The organism is Streptomyces muensis (assembly GCF_021474425.1).
GTDB classification, from domain to species: domain Bacteria; phylum Actinomycetota; class Actinomycetes; order Streptomycetales; family Streptomycetaceae; genus Streptomyces; species Streptomyces muensis.
Genome location: NZ_JAKEIP010000162.1, coordinates 1 through 19,221, shown reverse-complemented (window position 1 = coordinate 19,221; position 19,221 = coordinate 1). Strand labels below are relative to the sequence as shown.

Genomic DNA, 19,221 nt, shown 5'->3' with positions numbered 1-19,221 from the left:
CATCGGCCCTCCGGGCCTCGTCCTCAAACGCCGGACGGGCTGAAAGACCTCAGGGGCGCGGGGAACTGCGCGATCAGCCCCCACCTACCCGCACCCGAAGAACAACGGGTAGGGGCGGCGGGGGCGAGGTGTGGGAGCTGGTTCGTTCGGCGATGAGTCGTCGGTAGTTCGGGCAGTGGGTGACGTCTTCGTACTCGCAGTTGAGGCCGCCCTCGATGAGTTCCAGTGAGGCCTGGGCCGCCGCGATTCTCGACCGGAGCTCCTCGGCCGCGGGGCGCAGGATCTCGTGGCGGGTGGCGCGGTCGGCGGTTGCGGACAGGGTCCTGATGGTGCTCAGGTCGAGACCGGCCTCCTTGAGGATGAGGATCGTCGCCACGCGGGTGAGGTCGTCCGCACCGTAGCGACGGCGCCCGCCGGCGTCCCGCCCCGGCCGCAGCAGGCCCATCGCCTCCCAATGCCGCAGTACATGCGTGGCCAAGCCGAACCGTGCCGCGAGTGCACCGATGCTCAACGTGCCGGCGCCGTCCTCTTCGCTTGACTTCATGTCGACATTAAGTCGCAGCATGACGCCCATGTCCAAGAACCAGGAACCGGTGGAAGAACACCGCGACACCGCAGCCATGCTGGCCGTCCTCGACGCCGCGGACCGCATGCCGAGCGCCACTCGGCTACGAGCCCGCTCCTACGAACTGCTGTCCCTCCTCCCGGGCTCGACCGTCGTGGACGTCGGCTGCGGCGCCGGACGAGCCGTCGCCGAGCTGGCCCGACGCGGCGTCCACGCGGTGGGCGTGGATCCCAGCCCGTGGATGCTCGCCGCGGCCCGGGAGCGGTGGACGGAGGCCGAGTTCCGGCAGGCGGACGCGGAGGATCTGCCGTTCGCCGACGGAGGCGTGCGGGGCTACCGCGCCGACAAGGTCTTCCACCTGCTCCAGGAGCCGCAACGCGCGGTGGCGGAGGCACGCCGGGTCCTCTGCCCGGGCGGCAGGATCGTCCTGGTCGGACAGGACTGGGACGCCATCATGATCGACTCGGATGACGCGGCGCTCACCCGCACGATCGTGCACGCCCGTGCCGACCTCCTGGCCACGCCCCGCGCCGGCCGGGCGTACCGCGGCCTGCTCCTGGACGGCGGCTTCCGCGATGTCACGGTCGAGGCGCACACCCATGTGTTCACCGACCCTGCGATGCTGTCCCTGGTCGCGAGGCTCGCGGAGCCGGCCTGTGCCGGCGGCGCCCTGGACCGTGACCAGGCGGACGAGTGGCTCGCCGAACAGCGCCGGCGCGCCGAGGCCGGACGCTTCCTGGTCGCCATTCCGGTTTTCGTGGCCGCCGCCTCCGCCTGAGTACTGCGTACTTCGTACTTCTGACGAAACGGTCTTCAAGGTAAGGAGCCGGCACATGGCCGATGTCGTGGACCTGATCTGCTACCCCATCAAGGGATGTGCGGGCACGTCGATGAGCGATGCGCTGCTCACACCGGCGGGACTCGCGCACGACCGCAGTTTCATGGTGGTCAGCGAAGAGGGGGTGTATCGCACCCAGCGCCGCCATCCCCGCCTCGCCCTGATCCGACCCGCGGTCAGCGCCGACGGCAGCCGGCTCACACTCGACTCGACCGACACCACGGGCCGTTACGGCACGGTGCACCTCGACGTCACCACGTCCGCGCCGCGCCGCGAGGTCGACCTGTTCGGTGCCTCCTTCCAGGGGATCGACCAGGGTGATGAAGCCGCTGCCTGGCTCTCGGAGGTCCTCGGCACCCCCAGCCGCCTGGTCCGCGTGCCACCGGAGCACGACCGGGTCGCCGACGGCCTGACCCCGGGCCCCTCCGGCTATGCCGACAGCAGCGCCGTACACCTGCTGTCCCGGTCCTCCCTCGCCCTCCTCAACCGGCGGATGGCCGAGCGCGGCTCCCCGCCCCTGCCGATGAACCGCTTCCGCCCGAACATCGTCGTCGCCGGCGGCCCGGGCCAAGGTCTCGACAGTGACAGTGACAGTGACAGCGACAGCGACGGTGGCGACTGGGCGGCCGTACCGCACGCCGAGGACCGCGCGCGCCGCCTCGCCATCGGCGGGGCCGAACTCGGTTACGCCAAGCTCGCGGTGCGCTGCGCGGTCACTCTGGTCGACCAGGAAGCCGGGGCGCGGCGGGGGCCGGAGCCGCTGCGTACGCTCGCACGCCACCGGCGCGCGGCGAGCGGAGGCGTGGTGTTCGGCGCGAAGTTCTCCGTGCTGCGGCCGGGCAAGCTGTCCGTCGGCGACGAGGCGGTCGTCCAGGAGTGGGGCGAGGCCGAACTGTAGGAAGCCCTCCGGACTGTAGGAAGCCCTCCAGCGAGCGGCTCCGCCGCGTGGGCGAGGAAAGGCCGCGCCTCAGCCTGCCGACGTCGTGGACCGCACCGCCCCGTCCACCCCCGCCACCAACACCGGCGTCCCCGGCCCCCCAAGATCCCGCACCGCGGCCCGGTCCTCCGCCGGGACCCCCTCCGCCTCCGTCACCACTGCCGCCGCCTCCAACGAGGTGGCCCCGGAAGCCACCGCCATCGCCACGGCGGTCCGCAGCGCGCTCAGCTTCAGGGAGTCCAGTTCGACGGTCCCGGCGACATAGGTACGGCCGGTGTCGTCCCGTACGGCCGCCCCCTCGGCCACACCGTTGCGGGCCCGCGCGGAACGGGCCAGGGTGACGATCTTGCGGTCCTCGGGGTCGAGCGCGTTGTTGTCGGTCATGAGCTGAGCATACGTAGCGCCACCGGCCCTAACCGGCCACGGGGTACATGGCCCCGCGCCGCCCCTCGGGGGACGCCAGCCACTGAAGCTTCGCCGCCGTGTTCGCCTCGTCCAGCGGCGTGTGCAGCACGATCGACAGATCGGGCCGGGCCGGCATCTGCATCACGCTCGACTCCAGACACAGCTCCCCGACCAGCGGATGGTCCAGCTCCTTGCGGATCTGCCCGGCGTCCTCGATGTCCCGCCGCTCCCACAACTCGGTGAACTCCGGACTGCACGCCCGCGCCTCGGCCAGCACGGCCTGGAACCCCTCGTCGTCGGGAGAGGCCGAGCAGCGCGCGCGGAACTGCGCCACGACCGTACGGGCGTTCTGCTCCCAGTTCCTCGCCCGCGACCGGTACTTCGGGTCCGTGAAGAAGTCGATCAGGCAGTTCCACCGCTTGCCGGGACGCATGCCGAGCACCGTCACCGCCGCGTCGTTGTGCAGCACGCCGTTGTAGTACCGGTCCATGATGTGCGCCGGATACGGCATCCAGGCGTCGATCAGCCGCCGCAGCCCGTCGCACATGTCCCGCTTCCCGGGCTCCACCTCGCGCTCCGGCGGATTCAGCCCGGCCAGCAGATACAGATGCCGCCGCTCGGCGTTGCTCAGCCGCAGCACCCGGCCCACCGAGTCCAGCACCTGTGGCGACACGGAGATGTCCCGCCCCTGCTCCAGCCACTGGTACCAGGACGTGCCCACCCCGGCGAGCACGGCGACCTCCTCGCGCCGCAACCCCGGCGTACGGCGCCGCGCGCCACCGTCCGGCAGACCGGCGTCGGCCGGGGTCACCCGGGCCCGCCTGCTCATCAGGAACTCGCGCAGCTCGCGCCGCCGATGACTCTTCAGCGTGTCCACGGACACGTACGGATCCCCCTCGTCCTGTTGGCTGGTGGTGCCACCACCAGCACAACTTGCCGCTCCCCACGGCTATTCCGACGCCAGCAGGCTGTTGCGCATGGCGATCGACACCACCGGCCCCAACTCGTCCCCGACTCAGACCGCAAGCCCAGCCCCACCGCTCGACACCCCCCGGTCCTCCCGGATGTCGACGCGCGACAAACTCGTCCTCTTCGTCCTGTGCGCCGCCCAGTTCATGGTCGCGCTGGACTTCTCCGTCCTGAACGTCGCCCTGCCCGTCCTCGGCGCCGACCTCGGCATGAGCCAGTCGGCACTCCAGTGGGCGGTCACGGCGTTCGCGCTGCCGTCCGGCGGCTTCCTGCTGCTCTTCGGCCGCATCGGCGACCTGTACGGCCGCCGCAGGCTGTTCCTCACCGGCCTCGCCCTGTTCGCCGCCGCCTCGGTCCTCGCGACGTTCGCCTGGGACCCGGCGTCGTTCCTCGCGGGCCGCGCCCTGCAAGGCCTCGGCGCCGCGGTCATCGTCCCGACCGGCATGTCCCTGCTGACCACCACCTTCGCCGAGGGCCCGCCCGGGACCGCGCCCTCGGCATTTCCGGCACGCTGATGTCCCTCGGCTTCACGATCGGCATGGTCGCGGGCGGCGTCCTGACCGACGCGTTCGGCTGGCGTTCCACCATGGGTCTGCTGGCGGTCTTCGCCCTGATCGTGCTGCCGCTCGCGCCCGGTCTGCTGCCCGAGTCCCGCACCCCGGACCGCCCGCACCTGGACGTGCCCGGCGCGATCACGGTCACCGGCGGTCTGCTGTCCCTGATCTACGCCCTGACGACGGCCGCCGACCACGGCTTCGCCCGCGTCGACGTCGTCGCGACCCTGATCGCCGGCCTCGCGCTCCTCGCGGCCTTCACGGTCGTCGAGTCCCGCACCGCGGCACCCCTGGTCTCCCTGCCCATGCTGCGCCGCCGCACGGTGGCGTGGGGCAACCTGGGCGGTCTGGTCACCTTCTCGATGATGTCGACGGTGATCTTCGTGCTGACCCTGTACCTCCAGGAGATCCTGCGTCTGTCGGCCTGGCAGACCGGCCTGGTCTTCGGGGTCCAGGGCGTCATGTCGGTGCTCGCGGGCACGCTCACCCCGAGGTTCGTCAGCCGTCTCGGCGCCCGCCGCACGCTGGTCGTCTCGCTCGCGGGGCAGGGCGCCTTCATCGCCGGACTGGTGTTCCTCGACGCCCACGGCTGGTCCGTCTGGCTCGCCACGGCCGCCGTCTCGCTGGCGAGCATGTTCCACCTGGGCGCGATCATCTCCTACGGCCTGACGGTCACCTCCGGCGTCCCCGACGAGGAGCAGGGCCTGGCCACCGGCCTGGTCACCTCGACCCAGCAGGTCGGCCTCACCGTCGGCATCCCGCTGCTGGGCGTCCTCGCGACGACCTCCGGCGACCTGCTCTCCGGCACCCGCACGGTGCTGGCGCTCGACGCGGGGATCGTGCTCGCCGCGGCGGCCCTGGTCGCGCTCGGGCTGCGGACCCGACGGACGGCCCGCTCGGTGTGACGGCCCGCTCGGTGTGACGGTCGGCTCAGGGGCGGTCGAGACGCAGCCGCTCGGCTCTCGGCAGGCCCGCCACGACCAGGTCGTACGAGTCCTCGATGAGCTCCCGAACCAGCCGGTCCGGGAGCTCGCCGTCGACCGTCACCGTGTTCCAGTGCCGCTTGTTCATGTGGTAGCCGGGGATGATCAGGCCGGGATGCTTCTCGCGCAGCCGGACCGCGTCCTCCGGGTCGCACTTGAGGTTGACGGTGAGCGGGCGGGCGTCCATCCAGCTCAGGGCGAACATCTTGCCCAGGACCTTGAAGACGGAGATGTCCGGGGCGAAGGGGAAGTCCTCCACGGCGGCGTTGAACGACAGACAGAAGCCGCGCAGCTCCTCGGGGCTCACTCCGCCTTCGCCTCCCGCTCCTCCGCCGGAGCCGGGCTCACCGGCTCCACCAGCACCGTCACGATCTTGTTCCGCCGGCCCGCCGCCGCCTCCGCCGTCAGCCGCAGCTTCCGGCTGTCGGGCAGCTCGACCACGGACGACGCCCCGGCGATCGGCACCCGGCCCAGCGCCTTCGCCAGCAGCCCGCCGACCGTCTCCACGTCCTCGTCGTCGTACTCGTCGAGGCCGTACAGCTCGCCCAGGTCGGTGATGTCCAGGCGGGCGGTGACGCGGTAGCGGTCCTCGCCGAGGTCCTCCACCGGCGGCAGCTCACGGTCGTACTCGTCGGTGATCTCGCCGACGATCTCCTCGAGGATGTCCTCGATGGTGACGATGCCGGCCGTGCCGCCGTACTCGTCGATGACGACGGCGACGTGGTTGCGTTCCTTCTGCATCTCGCGCAGCAGGTCACCGGCGTTCTTGGTGTCGGGCACGAAGAACGCGGGCCGCATGGCCGTGGACACCAGCTCGCTCTCGGCGTCCCGGGAGATGTGCGTCTTGCGGGTCAGGTCCTTCAGATACACCATCCCGACCACGTCGTCCTCGCTCTCCCCGACGACCGGTATCCGCGAGAAACCGGAGCGCAGGGCGAGAGTGAGGGCCTGGCGGATGGTCTTGTAACGCTCGATGACGACGAGGTCGGTACGCGGGACCATGACCTCGCGCACGAGGGTGTCGCCGAGTTCGAAGACCGAGTGCACCATGCGGCGCTCCTCGTCCTCGATCAGCGACTCCTTCTCGGCGAGGTCGACCAGCGCCCGCAGCTCCGCCTCGGACGCGAACGGGCCGCGGCGGAAGCCCTTGCCGGGGGTGAGCGCGTTGCCGATGAGGATCAGCAGATACGGGATCGGGCCCATGATCCGGGCGAGCGGCAGCAGCACGTACGCGGCCGCCGTCGCCGTGTTCAGCGGGTGCTGGCGGCCGATGGTGCGCGGGGAGACCCCGACGGCGACGTACGACACCAGCACCATGACCGCTATCGCGACCAGCAGGGCCTCGGTGGTGCTGTCGAACTCCTGCAGGCAGGCGTACGTGACCAGCGCGGCGGCGGCCATCTCGCAGGCCACGCGCACCAGCAGCGCCACGTTCAGATAGCGCGTCGGATCGGCGGCGACCAGCGCGAGCTTCTCGCTGCCGCGCCGCCCGCCGCGTACGGCCTCCTCGGCACGGAAGCTGGAGACGCGCGCCAGGCCCGCCTCCGCGCAGGCGGCGAGCCAGGCCACGACCACCAGGGCGATGGCGCCGGAGACAAGGGGAAGGCTCATGACACGGTCGGGGCGGGCGACGGACCCGTCAGGCCCTGCTCGGTGCGCCAGCCGTCCACGATGGCGGCCTGGAGACCGAACATCTCGGCCTTCTCGTCGGGCTCCTCGTGGTCGTAGCCGAGCAGATGCAGCACCCCGTGGACGGTGAGCAGCTGGAGCTCCTCATCCATGGAGTGCTGCGTGGGCGCCTCGGCCCCCTGCTTGGCGGCGACTTCGGGACACAGCACGATGTCACCGAGCAGCCCCTGGGGCGGTTCCTCGTCGTCCTTCGACGGCGGCCGCAGCTCGTCCATCGGGAAGGACATGACATCCGTCGGGCCGGGCAGGTCCATCCACTGGATGTGGAGCTGCTCCATGGCGTCGGCGTCCACGACGATCACCGAGAGCTCGGAGAGCGGGTGGATGCGCATCCGCGCGAGCGCGTAGCGGGCGATGTCGAGGATCGCCTGCTCGTCGACCTCGGTTCCGGACTCGTTGTTGACGTCGATCGACATGGTGCTGCTCGGTCTCTACTTCCCTTTGTGCCCGGACCTGCCCCGGCCCTGCCCCTTGTGCGTGCCGTTCTGGGTGCCGTGCTTGTTGTCGAACTTCTCGTACGCGTCGACGATACGGCCGACCAGCTTGTGCCGGACGACATCGTGGGACGACAGCCGCGAGAAGTGGACGTCCTCGACGCCCTCCAGGATGTCCTGCACCTGCCGCAGACCGGACTTGGTGCCGTCCGGGAGGTCGACCTGGGTGACGTCACCGGTGATGACTATCTTCGAGTCGAAGCCGAGGCGGGTGAGGAACATCTTCATCTGCTCGGGGCTGGTGTTCTGGGCCTCGTCCAGGATGATGAAGGCGTCGTTGAGGGTGTTGTGCGTCAGCAGGTAGTCCTGAGTGACGTAGAGGGAGTCCTCGGCGGCCACCTGGATGCAGACGGCTTCCTCCCTGCCTGCGGGCTCGATGCTGTCGATGAACCGCATCGGGCGTCCGCCGCCTCCGGCTGCGAGGTACTTGTCGCGCTTGCGGGTGAGACGGAAGGGCTCGATGCCTTCCGGGAGGCGGATGTCGATGACGTGGGCGTCACGGCGGTACGCGACATCTTGGCCGTTGGCGAAGCCAGGCTTACGGCCCTCGGCAGCACGGCGACGGGTGTACGCGACGCCGCCCAGTGACTGCACGAGCGAGATCACGTCGTCCCGCAGCAGGATCGACGTCGTCACGTACTGGATACGGCACGTGCGGCCCCCCTGCGTGACCGGACCACCGTCGGAGTCGAGTAGACCTTGGAGTACGGCCAGTCGGACCTCGGCGGAGTTGTACAGGTAGTCGTCCGGGACGAACTTGGTGTGCGAGCGAGTGCGCAGCAGGTCCAGCTCTCGAAGAACCCGTGTGACGGGGTTCTCAAGGGTGACCACGTCGCCCGGGGACTTGATCCGGTTGAGGATGTAGTCGGGTCCGCCCTTGTGGCGTACCGCGACACCAGGCAGCGCGGTTTCCAGCGCCTCGGCCAGCTCCGCATCCTCCGTTGCGAAAGAAGGAGTCGTGGATCCCGTGAGGCAACCGTCGCCCAGCAGCAGCCCCAGGGCGTACGGGTCCATGGGAACCTCGCGCTCTGGGAAGCACACTGGCGCCGTGAGCAGAGGCAGCTCGTACCGGCGTGCGTGGGCCGCACGCAGGTTGCCGATCATCTCCTGGGTCTCCAGGACCCGCCACGGCTTATTGCGGCGCTTGTCTGCAGCGGTGCGGACCGTCCAGAGATGTTCGCCGCAGCACAGCGTCCAGGAACCGTCCTGGGCGGCGACGCGATAGATGTCCTTCTCGCCTTGCGGGTAGACGCCGAGGACCGGGGTCGGCTCGCCGTTCGAACCGATGACCAGGTCACCGACCTGGAGGTCACCGATGGGACGCCAACCGTCCGGAGTCAGGACGTTCGTGAAAACAGGCTGGGCGCGTCCGCGCATATATGCCAGCGGAGCCACCTCAATCGTCCCCGCCGCCATCAACCGGGGAATCGAGTCCGGGTCGAGCATGTCGTGCAGTGCGTCGTACAAGGGCCGCAGGTAGGGGTCGATCTTCTCGTAGAGCGTGCCCGGCAGGAAGCCGAGCCGCTCACCGGCCTCGACCGCGGGCCGGGTCAGAATGATGCGGTTGACCTGCTTGGACTGCAGGGCCTGCACCGCCTTGGCCATGGCGAGGTAGGTCTTGCCCGTACCGGCGGGACCGATGCCGAAGACGACCGTGTGCTTGTCGATCGCGTCGACGTACCGCTTCTGGTTGAGGGTCTTGGGGCGGATCGTGCGGCCGCGGGAGGACAGGATGTTCTGGGTCAGAACCTCGGCCGGGGTCTCCTCCGGTCCCTCGCCGTTCTCACTCGCCCTGAGCATGGCAATCGAGCGTTCCACTGCGTCCTCCGTCATCGGTTGCCCGGTGCGGAGCACCAGCATCATCTCGTCGAACAGGCGCTGGACCAGAGCGACTTCGTGAGCGTCGCCGACCGCGCTGATCTCGTTGCCCCGGACGTGGATGTCGGTCGCCGGGAATGCCTTCTCGATCACGCGCAGGAGAGAGTCGCCGGACCCCAGCACGGTCACCATGGGGTGCTGGGCGGGGACTGTGAACTGTGCTCTCGCCTGACCCTGCGCGGGTGTGTGAGCTGTGGGTGTCTGAGTCATGGGCCGGCTCGTAGGCCTTGCTCGTCCTCCTCGATGCGACTCGCCCGCCACTTGGGCGGCCTGGCGATTTCAAGAGTACGCCGGGGGACCGACAACGCCGTAAGGCTTTTCAAGGGGGGCGTGGGAGATGTTCACGGTCGGTATGCAGCCCATCACGTCCGGTCCCGTTGTGCCCCCACATGCCGTCCTTAGGAGCTCGGCTGTGCCGCCAGGTCTGATCACAGACGTGGTGCTCGCCGGCGGGTGGTGCGTGACCATCTGTGCCAGCGGCCCGTGGTGAGGCGTTCAGTGACCATCAGAAGTGCGAGGCTCCCCGCGAAGAGTCCGAGACTCTGGAAGAACGGGACTGTGAACCCGCCACGGTGGAAGAGCAAAGCGGTGGCCAGGCCAAGGACACTGAAGGCAATGACCAACACTAGTTGGAGCAGCCGGATGAACGGTGTGAGCGCAGCCCTCCGGTACGACACCGGCTCGGATCCTGGCTGCACCCCGTGAACGTGAACAGTCACGTGCTGGTCGCCACCAGCCTGATATACGCGTCCCTCGCCCTCGGCTCGTGCGTGCAGCCGCCACTCAGAGCGATCTTCGTTGCGCCGACCTCCGGCCTTCATGGCTGGTTTCTCCTGGTATTGGGAAAGCAAGCATTGCTAGTGGCGGGATCACAGAGGGCCGAGTTTATGGGCAAGCTCCAGGCCGATGTCTCCGATGAACTTGAGCTGGAGCTCGGCAGGGTCCCGGACGACGTAGTAGACGAAGACAGCGATGCTCACGGGTGCGTACAGCCAGGAAACCGTGTCGATCAGGCCTGATCTGTAGGACAGGCGTTCACGAAGGAAGATGAGGCCTATTGCACCGACGATGACGGCTCCCAGTGAGTAGAGCACGGCCCACCAGGTCGAGGGGTCGGACTCATCCGTCCATACGGAGCGTGTGCTTGCGCCCGCGATTGCGAGTGGAAGCAGTGGAGCCAAGGCGACAAGAAAGCTGAGCAGGGACTCCCAGATCCCGCCCCAGGAACTGCCTTCCGTCTCGTAGTAGCCCCAGTCGTCGTCTCCATCCTCGTCGTCATCGGCGTCTATGCCGGGCGACGAGCCATGGAAGTGATACTCCGTGATGTGCTGGTCGCCGCCCGCTTGGTAGACGCGCCCCTCATCCTCGGCGCTGGCGCGCATGTGCCAAGGGGTGTCTTCGTCGTCGTCCCAGCGCCCTGTGCTCATCGCTCGCTGATGAACTGGTTCCCGCCTGCTTGGTACACGCGACCGTGATCACGGGCCTCGGCGTGGAAGCTGGTGCTTGTCATTCCGGGCGAGCCGACATCCCCGAGCCTCGATAGCAGGGCTTCGAACTCCGCTGCGGCCGCCGGATCTTCCAGGAAGAGGGTCAACATGCGCCCTTGCCAGGCAGACTGAAGAGCATGTCGGACCAGTTCGACTTCGTCGGCCTGGGCTGCGACGAGAGCTGAACGTGTCGTGTCGAGTTCCCGTTCCAGTTCATCAGCGGAGTCGGGGCGAAACTGTCGCCACAGAGTGACGACACCTGATCGAAGCGTGTTCCATCCCTCCGTTGCCATGGCCGATACCACGGCCGTACCGCCTGCGCTGGCCAAGGCGATAAGCGTCGGGTCCACGGTGTCCCCTCCCCGTTGTGTCCACACGTTCGACTGATAGTGAATCAGTAACTCGGCAATGTGGGCTGGCGCTTCAGACAAGTGATCAACGAGCTGAAGGGTTCAGAACCCCAGCTTCCGCAACTGCCGAGGATCCCGCTGCCAGTCCTTCGCCACCTTCACATGCAGATCCAGAAAGACCGGCGTCCCCAGCAACGCCTCGATGTGCTTGCGCGACTTGATCCCGACCTCCTTCAACCGCTTGCCCTTGGGCCCGATGATGATCCCCTTCTGACTCGGGCGCTCGATGTAGACGAAGGCATGGATGTCGAGGAGAGGCTTGTCGGCAGGCCGGTCCTCGCGGGGAAGCATCTCCTCGACGACGACGGCGATGGAGTGCGGAAGCTCATCGCGGACACCCTCAAGCGCCGCCTCCCGAATGAGCTCGGCGATCATGACCTGTTCCGGCTCGTCCGTGAGGTCGCCCTCGGGATAGAGCGCCGGCCCCTCCGGGAGCAGCGGGACGATCAGGTCGGCCAGCAGACCCACCTGCTTGTCGCCGACGGCCGAGACGGGGACGATCTCGGCCCACTCGAAGCCGAGCTCCTTGCCGAGCTGGTCGATCGCGATGAGCTGTTCGGCCAGGGTCTTGCCGTCCACGAGGTCGGTCTTGGTGACGATCGCGATCTTCGGCGTCTTCTTGATCGACGCGAGTTCCTTGGCGATGAAGCGGTCACCGGGCCCGAGCTTCTCGTTCGCCGGCAGGCAGAAACCGATCACGTCGACCTCGGCCCAGGTCGTCCGGACGACGTCGTTGAGCCGCTCGCCGAGCAACGTGCGCGGCTTGTGCAGACCGGGGGTGTCGACCAGGATCAACTGGGCGTCGTCCCGGTGCACGATCCCGCGCACGGTGTGCCGCGTCGTCTGCGGCTGGTTCGCGGTGATCGCCACCTTCTGGCCGACCAGAGCGTTCGTCAGGGTGGACTTGCCCGCGTTGGGGCGGCCCACGAAGCAGGCGAAGCCGGCGCGATGGGGCGCCTCGGACGGCTCGGATGACTTACTGCGCACGCTCATGGCGCCCATTCTCCCTGATCCACAGAGCCCTGCCGCACACGCGCCCGACCGCGGCCCGCCCGGTGAGCTTCCGGAAACCCCCACGCAACGAAACGTCACCGAAACACACCCGTACGCCCCCGGAAACGCGAACCGGTGAATCTCTGACGAGCCCCGACACCGTTGGAGACAACCGTGCCCCTCGCCGCCGCAAGCGTCGACACCGGCGACACCGCCTGGCTGCTCGCCGCCACCGCCCTCGTCCTGCTGATGACACCGGGCCTGGCCCTGTTCTACGGCGGCATGGTCCGCACGAAGAGCGTCCTCAACATGCTGCTGATGAGCTTCGTGTCCATCGCGCTCGTCACCGTCGTATGGCTGGCCTGCGGATACTCGCTCGCCTTCGGGGACGACGCGGGCGGCGGGCTGATCGGCGGGCTGGAGCACGCCGGGATGGCCGGTCTCGGGCCGGACAGCGTCCAGGGGACCGTCCCCACCCTCCTCTTCGCCACCTTCCAGCTCACCTTCGCGATCATCACCGCCGCACTGGTCAGCGGCGCCGTCGCGGACCGGGCGAAGTTCGGGGCGTGGGTGGTGTTCGTGCCGGTGTGGGCGCTGCTCGTATACGTTCCGGTCGCCCACTGGACCTGGGGCCCCGGCGGCTGGATCCTCGAACACCTCGGCGCCCTCGACTTCGCCGGCGGCCTGCCCGTCGAGATCACCTCCGGCGCCTCCGGACTGGCGCTCTGCCTGGTCCTCGGGCCGCGGCTCGGGTTCAAGAAGGACGCCATGCGGCCGCACAACCTGCCGATGGTCGTGCTCGGCGCCGGCCTGCTCTGGTTCGGCTGGTTCGGCTTCAACGCCGGTTCCGCCCTCGGCGCCAACGGTCTCGCGGCCGCCGTCTTCCTCAACACCCTCGCCGCCGGCTGCACCGGTCTGCTCGGCTGGCTCTTCGTCGAGCACAAGCGCGACGGCCACCCGACGACGCTGGGCGCCGCCTCCGGCGCGGTCGCCGGTCTCGTCGCCATCACCCCGTCCTGCGGCTCGGTCTCACTGCTGGGCGCGCTCGTCATCGGGCTCGCCGCCGGTGTCGTCTGCTCGTACGCCGTGGCCTGGAAGTTCCGGTTCGACTACGACGACTCCCTGGACGTCGTCGGCGTCCACCTGGTCGGCGGCGTGATCGGCACCCTGCTGATCGGCGTCTTCGCGACGGCCACCATGACGGGCGGCGCCGAGGGCCTGCTCCACGGCGGCGGGCTCGCGCAGCTCGGCAAGCAGTCGGTGGCGGTCGTGGTGGTGGCGGCGTACGCCTTCCTCGTCACCTACGGCATCGGCAAGGCCATCGACAAGGTCATGGGCTTCCGGGCGAGCGAGGAGCAGGAGCACAAGGGCCTGGACCTTACGGTGCACGCCGAGAGCGCCTACGATCACGGGGTCCTGGGGCACGGCGCCCCGGTCACCTCGTCCCTCTCCACCTCCGTCCCCGCCGCGCAGAAGGTCAAGAAGCAGGCATGAAGCTGATCACCGCGATCGTCAAGCCGTACCGGCTCGACGAGGTCAAGACCGCCCTCCAGGAGATCGGTGTGCACGGTCTGACCGTGACCGAGGCGAGCGGCTACGGCCGTCAGCGCGGCCACACCGAGGTGTACCGGGGCGCGGAGTACCAGGTCGACCTGGTGCCGAAGGTGCGGATCGAGGTCGTCGTGGACGACGCGGCGGCCGACGACGTCATCGACGCCATCGTGAAGGCCGCCCAGACCGGCAAGATCGGCGACGGCAAGGTCTGGGCGCTGCCGGTCGACACGGTCGTACGGGTACGGACGGGCGAGCGCGGCCCCGACGCGCTGTAGAGCCGTAGCGGCGCCGGGACCGCGCTCACCGTTCAGTTACGTCAGTACGTCACGCCGGTACGCCAGTACGTCACGCCGGTCAGTCGAACACGAACGGGCCCGGCGACTGCGGCCCGGTCGCCGTGCAGGTGATGGTGATGCCGAAGACGGTCATCTGCAGCGATCCGCCGAAGGCCTCCAGGCTGTCGCCGGAGGCGACGGTGCCGCTGAGCGGGCCGACCTGCACGGGGTCGCCGGCGGCCATCGCCGGGTTCTCGGTGCCGCTGAAGGCGACGGTTCCGCCGCTCGCCTTCACCAGGGTGAGCGTCGAGGCGATCGAGTCCTCGCCGAGGGCGATCGGCGCGGTGATCGCGGAGGAGTTGACGGTGAGGGTGGCGGCGGTGCCGTTCTGCGTCGCCGTGAGGGTGGCCTCGCCACCGCCGAAGCTGCCGCAGTCGGCGGTGATCGTGGCCGTGCCAGGGGCGACGGCGAGGGCGGCGGGCGCGAAGGCCAGTCCGGTGACCGCGAGGGCCCCGGCCGCCAGGGTCGCGCCGACTCCGATGCGCATGCGTCTCATGGGGATCCGCTCCCTTTCGAGGTGGGGGAATTCCTGAAGTGGGGGGTGAGGGAATTGCTCGGCAGGTGGATGCGGACACACTGCGGTGGAGAGCTGAACCTGAGGGTTCCAACGGTTCCGACGGCTCCGCCGAATCTGACGGTCCGTCGGAACTGCCGTTCCCATTGATGCGCGAGGGGCGAGGGTCGGCAAGGGTGATTTCCGGCCTCAACTACCAGCGAGTCAACTACTGATCTTCTCAATCCCGTTGGCCTGCGGATTCGGGTCCGACCAGTCAGGCCTTGCTGGGCGACATGTCCTGAAGGCCCACCACGCGCAGCAGTTGGAGGCGTTCGTAGGCCTCCGTCCCCGGGCGGGCGGTGTGGACGACCAGGAGGTGGTGGTGTTCGTGGCTGACCATGACCTCGCAGTCCAGTTCCAGGAGGCCGACGAGGGGGTGTACGAAGCGTTTCGTCGCTCTGTTGCGCTGGGACACCTCGTGTTCGTCCCAGAGGCGGGCGAACTCCTGGCTGGACGCCCGTAGTTCGGCGACCAGCGCGGCCGGTTCGGGGTCGTCGGGGCGGGCCGCGGCCACCGCGCGCAGGGTGGCGACGTGGGCGCGTGCGTGACCGGCGAGGTCCTCCTGCGGGAAGAGGGTGCGCGCGGTCGGGTCCAGGAAGAAGAGTCGGGTCAGGTTGCGCTCGCGGCGCGGGCGGGACATGACGTCGCCCACCAGCGCCTTGGCCATCGCGTTCTGGGCCAGCACCTCGCCGCAGTCGTTGACCACCTGCGCCGGGGTGTCGTGCAGCCGGTCCAGGATCAGCAGCAGCCCCGGGCGGACGTGCGCCGAAGCCGTCTCGCGACGCGGGGGCTCCTCGCCGGCCAGGTGGAAGAGGTGGTCCTGCTCGACGTCGGTCAGACGCAGCGCGCGGGCCAGCGCCGTCAGCATCTGGCGGGACGGGCGCGGGCCACGGGACTGTTCGAGACGGGTGTAGTAGTCCACCGACATGCCCGCCAGCTGCGCCACCTCCTCGCGGCGCAGACCGGGCGTACGACGCCGGGACCCCGGTGTCAGGCCCACGTCCGACGGGGTCAGCCGGGCGCGGCCACGGCGCAGGAAGTCGGCGAGTTCGGCTCGGTTCACCTCTCCAGACTGCGGCACCGCGCCCCGCTTATCCAGGGACTGCCGATCCCCTGATCAACGGGTCTCTCCCGGCCGCGGCGGCCTCGTCCGAGGCTGGAGGCACCAGACCGAGAGGCGAGAGGAACAGATCATGTTGACACTGGTGACCGGTACGACGGGGCAGGTCGGCCGGCGGTTCGTCCCCAGGCTGCTGGCACAGCGGCGGCCGGGGGAGGAGGTACGGGTTCTCGTACGGGACGCCTCGCGCGGCGAACCCTTCGCCGAACTGGGCGCCCAGGTCGTCGTGGGAGATCTCCGGGACACCGAGACCCTCGGCAAGGCCGTCGCCGGCGTCGATGCCGTCGTGAACGTCGCCGCGTCCTTCCGCGGCGTACCGGACGAGGAGGCCCGGGCCGTCAACCGGGACGCGGCCGTCGAGCTGGGCCGCGCCGCGCAGGCCTCCGGCGTGCGGCGGTTCGTGCAGGTCAGCACGGGGCTGGTGTACGGCACGGGACGCGGCCGCGCGGTGACCGAGGACGACGAGAGCCGGCCCGGTGGGGCGATGTGGGGTGCCTATCCGGAGGCCAAGGCGGCGGCCGAGCGGGAGTTGCTGGCGCTGGAGGGCATGGACGTACGCGTCGGGCGGCTGCCCTTCGTCTACGGCGAAGGGGATCCGCATCTCGCCCAGTCCCTGATGTGGGCCGGGAACTGGGCGGCGACGCAACGGCTGCACATGGGGCATCACGCGGATGTCGCCCAGGGGTTGCTGCGGATCCTGTACGCGCCGGGGATCGCGGGGCGGGTGTACAACATCGCCGACGACGCGCCTGTGACGGCGGTGGAGTTGCATCAGCTGAACGGGGTCGAGGTGCCTGCCGAGCTGTATGACCGGACCGATCCGGATCCCTGGCTGGCGATCGTCTCCACGGAGCGGATTCGGCGGGAGCTGGGGTATCGGCCGCTGTATCCGTCGGTCTACGCGGCTCGGGACGCGGGAGCGCTGTAGGTGACCTGAGCCGGGTCAGAGACCTGGGTCGGCAGTCGGGGGAGTTCGGTGCGGGCGCGGGTGGCCCAGGGCCGGGTGTCCAGAGCCTCGAAGGGCCGACCGATGTGGGGTGCCGTCAACGTCGTCTATCTTCACTGGAGTTGAACACCCCGACCGGCTCGCCCACCTCGATCACGTCCGTCACAGGAGTCGCCGCCTTGGCCGCACACGTGCACATCACCCCGGTGCACCGCGTCACCGTCACCGGGACCACCGCCTGGCATCAGGTCGTTGCCGCCTCGATGGCCCACGATCTGCCGGGAGTTCCGCCGCCCGGCCCCGGGCAGATCCACGCCCAGCTCACCAAGCCCGCCCTGGGCAGCCGGCGACTGACCTGGATGGCGACGGACGAGGACGGCACCGCGGTCGGCGTCGCCGGACTGCGGCTGTTCACCCAGCCCGGACAGGAGCACCTGGCCGAGCTGGAACTGCACGTCGCCCCCGGACACCGCCGCCGGGGCACCGGATCCCGTCTGCTGTCGGCCGTCGTCGCCGCCTGCCGTACGGAGAACCGGCGCAGCCTGGTCGTCGCGGCCGGCGCCGACGGCCCGGGCGAGGCGTTCGCCGAGCGGTGGCACTTCAAGCCGGTGCTGACCCTCGACCACCTGATCATGGAGCTCGACCGGCTGGACCAGGACGCGATCCGGCGCGAGGCCGACGCCGAACACCCCGGCTACCGGCTCACCGGCTGGACCGGCACGGTCCCCGACGACCTCGCCGCAGCCCTCGCCTCCGCCAAGAACGCGATGAACGACATGCCCATGGGGGACGTGGACTACGGGCACGTCGAGTGGGACGCCGACCGCGTCCGCGAGATGGCCCGCGTCGTCGCGGGCCGCGGGGACACGCTCCTGACCCTCGCCGCCCTCCACGACGACGGCACGATGGCCGGCTACACCGAGATCGTCCTCCCGCACGGCACGTCGCCGCAGGCCCAGCAGTACGACACCGCGGTCGTGCCCGCGCACCGAGGGCACGGTCTGGGGCTGTGGCTGAAGGCCGCGATGGTGCGCCGGCTGCGCGCCGAGCACCCCGGTGTCGCCGCGGTCGAGACCGACAACGCCGAGGACAACGTCCACATGCTGGCCGTCAACCGGGAGCTCGGCTTCCGCGCCTACCGGCGCACGCGCGAGTTCCAGCTCGACCTGGCCGTGAACTGAGCGAAGCAGCGGAAGTAAGCGATCATTGCCTGATCGGACGAAGGGGGAACTGTCACATGCGAGTCGTGTTGTCGTCCTACGGATCGCGCGGGGACGTCGAGCCGATGGCGGCTCTGGCGGTCGCGCTGCGGGGGCTCGGGGCCGAGGTGCGGGTGTGCGCGCCCGAGGACGAGGAGTTCGCCGAGCGACTGGCCTGCGTCGGGGTGGAGATGGTGCCGGTCCGGCTGTCGATCCGCGCGCTGGCGGCGGGGGCGAACTCCACGGCCGCGCCCACCATGACCGAGCGGGTGGCGACGCTGGCCGCCGCCCAGTACGAGGCGGTGACCGCGGCCGCCGATGGAGCGGACACGGTGGTCGCGACCGGCCTGTTCCCGGCCGTGGCCGGGGCCAGGACGGCGGCCGGGAAGCTGGGGCTGCGGTTCGCGTACGTGTCCTACTTCCCCGGCATGCTGCCGTCGCCGCACCACCCGCCGTACCCGCTGCCCGGCCGTCCCCTCCCCGACGGCGTCACCGACAACCGGACGCTGTGGGACCTCGACGTCGAGGGCCAGAACGCGGTCTACGGCCCCGGACTCACCGCCTTCAGGGCGGAGGTGGGGCAGCCGCCCCTGGACAGCGTCCGCGACTACGCGATCACCGGCCGGCCCCTGCTGGCCGCGGACCCGGTGCTCGGACCGTGGCAGGAGCCGGCGGATCTCGACGTCGTACAGACCGGAGTCTGGGTCCAGCCGGACGAACGCCCCCTCCCCGCCGACGTCGAGGCGTTCCTCCAGGCCGGGGCAGCGCCGGTGTACGTGGGCTTCGGCAGCATGCCCATGCAGGGTTCGTCCGACGCCGCCCGGGTGGTCATCGAGGCCGTACGCGCCCAGGGCCGCCGTGTGCTCGTCTCCCGGGGCTGGGCCGACCTGGCGCTGATCGACGACCAGGACGACTGCCTGGCCGTGGGGGAGGCGAACCACCAGGCGCTGTTCCCGCGCACGGCCGCCGTCGTCCACCACGGAGGGGCGGGCACGACCACGACGGCGGCGAGGGCGGGCGTGCCCCAGGTGGTGGTTCCCCAACTCGTGGACCAGCCGTACTGGGCGGGCCGGGTGGCCGCGCTGGGCATCGGCGCGGCCCACGACGGCCCGGTCCCGACCGTGGAGTCCCTGTCCGCCGCCCTGGCGACGGCCCTCGCTCCCCGGACCACCGCCTCGGCAAGGGAGCTGGCGCCCGCCATCCGCACCGACGGCGCGGAGAAGACCGCCAAGCTCCTCCTCGAATGCTTCGGCGAACCGGCCTGACCGACCAGGACCTAGTCCACGCCCCTGATGCGCCCCACCAACAC

Annotated in this window: 19 protein-coding genes and 1 pseudogene; 8 read left to right on the top strand and 12 right to left on the bottom strand. The window is 69.9% G+C overall.

Annotation, left to right across the window (positions count from 1 at the left end):
• Window positions 1-73: 73 nt before the first annotated feature.
• Entirely contained in the window at window positions 74-544 is a 471-nt protein-coding gene (locus tag L0P92_RS29640) for a MerR family transcriptional regulator (protein WP_234766122.1), read from the bottom strand.
• 28 nt (window positions 545-572) lie between these two features.
• On the opposite strand from L0P92_RS29640, the gene L0P92_RS29635 reads away from it, so the two are divergent.
• Together L0P92_RS29635 and L0P92_RS29630 are read left to right on the top strand one after the other, a co-directional pair.
• Entirely contained in the window at window positions 573-1,343 is a 771-nt protein-coding gene (locus L0P92_RS29635) for a methyltransferase domain-containing protein (protein WP_234766121.1), read from the top strand.
• A gap of 55 nt (window positions 1,344-1,398) precedes the next feature.
• Entirely contained in the window at window positions 1,399-2,301 is a 903-nt protein-coding gene (locus L0P92_RS29630; protein ID WP_234766120.1) for an MOSC domain-containing protein, read from the top strand.
• 69 nt (window positions 2,302-2,370) lie between these two features.
• Here L0P92_RS29630 and L0P92_RS29625 read toward each other — a convergent pair whose 3' ends face one another.
• Window positions 2,371-2,724 (bottom strand): cytidine deaminase-like protein, encoded by a 354-nt coding sequence (locus tag L0P92_RS29625; protein ID WP_234766119.1) that lies wholly within the window; start codon window positions 2,722-2,724, stop codon window positions 2,371-2,373.
• Between the two features lie 28 nt (window positions 2,725-2,752).
• Window positions 2,753-3,574 carry a helix-turn-helix transcriptional regulator gene (locus L0P92_RS29620; RefSeq protein WP_234766123.1) on the bottom strand — a complete coding sequence of 274 codons (822 nt, stop codon included), beginning with the start codon at window positions 3,572-3,574 and terminating at the stop codon, window positions 2,753-2,755.
• A gap of 148 nt (window positions 3,575-3,722) precedes the next feature.
• On the opposite strand from L0P92_RS29620, the pseudogene L0P92_RS29615 reads away from it, so the two are divergent.
• Window positions 3,723-5,173: pseudogene (locus L0P92_RS29615) on the top strand (MFS transporter).
• 25 nt (window positions 5,174-5,198) lie between these two features.
• On the opposite strand, the gene L0P92_RS29610 reads toward L0P92_RS29615, so the two are convergent.
• The 7 genes from L0P92_RS29610 to era all read right to left on the bottom strand — a co-directional run bounded on the left by L0P92_RS29610 (window position 5,199) and on the right by era (window position 12,211).
• Complete coding sequence (locus L0P92_RS29610) at window positions 5,199-5,558, bottom strand: MmcQ/YjbR family DNA-binding protein (RefSeq protein ID WP_234766118.1); 360 nt, start codon at window positions 5,556-5,558, stop codon at window positions 5,199-5,201.
• A complete protein-coding gene (locus tag L0P92_RS29605; protein WP_234766117.1) occupies window positions 5,555-6,862 on the bottom strand; it encodes a hemolysin family protein in 1,308 nt (435 codons plus the stop codon). The genes L0P92_RS29610 and L0P92_RS29605 overlap by 4 nt, the downstream gene beginning before the upstream one ends.
• Window positions 6,859-7,356 (bottom strand): rRNA maturation RNase YbeY, encoded by a 498-nt coding sequence (gene ybeY, locus L0P92_RS29600; protein WP_234766116.1) that lies wholly within the window; start codon window positions 7,354-7,356, stop codon window positions 6,859-6,861. Before ybeY ends, L0P92_RS29605 begins: the two co-directional genes overlap by 4 nt.
• Window positions 7,357-7,371: 15 nt before the next feature.
• A complete protein-coding gene (locus tag L0P92_RS29595; protein ID WP_234766115.1) occupies window positions 7,372-9,522 on the bottom strand; it encodes a PhoH family protein in 2,151 nt (716 codons plus the stop codon).
• A gap of 659 nt (window positions 9,523-10,181) precedes the next feature.
• The gene (locus tag L0P92_RS29590; RefSeq protein ID WP_234766114.1) at window positions 10,182-10,739 is read right to left on the bottom strand and encodes a hypothetical protein; all 558 of its coding nucleotides are present in this window, start codon (window positions 10,737-10,739) and stop codon (window positions 10,182-10,184) included.
• Window positions 10,736-11,149, bottom strand: coding sequence for a hypothetical protein (locus L0P92_RS29585; protein ID WP_234766113.1), 414 nt, complete (start codon window positions 11,147-11,149; stop codon window positions 10,736-10,738). Before L0P92_RS29585 ends, L0P92_RS29590 begins: the two co-directional genes overlap by 4 nt.
• Window positions 11,150-11,251: 102 nt before the next feature.
• On the bottom strand, window positions 11,252-12,211 hold the full coding sequence (era, locus tag L0P92_RS29580) for a GTPase Era (protein WP_234766112.1): 960 nt from the start codon (window positions 12,209-12,211) through the stop codon (window positions 11,252-11,254).
• A 165-nt stretch (window positions 12,212-12,376) separates the two neighbouring features.
• On the opposite strand from era, the gene L0P92_RS29575 reads away from it, so the two are divergent.
• Together L0P92_RS29575 and L0P92_RS29570 are read left to right on the top strand one after the other, a co-directional pair.
• Window positions 12,377-13,696, top strand: a complete 1,320-nt coding sequence (locus L0P92_RS29575; protein WP_234766111.1) for an ammonium transporter — start codon at window positions 12,377-12,379, stop codon at window positions 13,694-13,696.
• Entirely contained in the window at window positions 13,693-14,031 is a 339-nt protein-coding gene (locus tag L0P92_RS29570; protein WP_062724541.1) for a P-II family nitrogen regulator, read from the top strand. Before L0P92_RS29575 ends, L0P92_RS29570 begins: the two co-directional genes overlap by 4 nt.
• A 79-nt stretch (window positions 14,032-14,110) precedes the next feature.
• On the opposite strand, the gene L0P92_RS29565 is transcribed toward L0P92_RS29570, so the two are convergent.
• Both L0P92_RS29565 and L0P92_RS29560 read right to left on the bottom strand, forming a co-directional pair.
• Window positions 14,111-14,587 (bottom strand): hypothetical protein, encoded by a 477-nt coding sequence (locus L0P92_RS29565; RefSeq protein WP_234766110.1) that lies wholly within the window; start codon window positions 14,585-14,587, stop codon window positions 14,111-14,113.
• Between the two features lie 274 nt (window positions 14,588-14,861).
• Entirely contained in the window at window positions 14,862-15,710 is an 849-nt protein-coding gene (locus tag L0P92_RS29560) for a helix-turn-helix transcriptional regulator (protein WP_234766109.1), read from the bottom strand.
• 130 nt (window positions 15,711-15,840) lie between these two features.
• Between L0P92_RS29560 and L0P92_RS29555 the strand changes: the two genes are divergently transcribed.
• From L0P92_RS29555 to L0P92_RS29545, 3 genes are all read left to right on the top strand, one after another.
• A complete protein-coding gene (locus tag L0P92_RS29555; protein ID WP_234766108.1) occupies window positions 15,841-16,695 on the top strand; it encodes an NAD-dependent epimerase/dehydratase family protein in 855 nt (284 codons plus the stop codon).
• 197 nt (window positions 16,696-16,892) lie between these two features.
• A complete protein-coding gene (locus L0P92_RS29550) occupies window positions 16,893-17,894 on the top strand; it encodes a GNAT family N-acetyltransferase (RefSeq protein WP_234766107.1) in 1,002 nt (333 codons plus the stop codon).
• 56 nt (window positions 17,895-17,950) lie between these two features.
• Window positions 17,951-19,177, top strand: a complete 1,227-nt coding sequence (locus L0P92_RS29545; RefSeq protein ID WP_234766106.1) for a glycosyltransferase — start codon at window positions 17,951-17,953, stop codon at window positions 19,175-19,177.
• Window positions 19,178-19,221 lie beyond the last annotated feature (44 nt).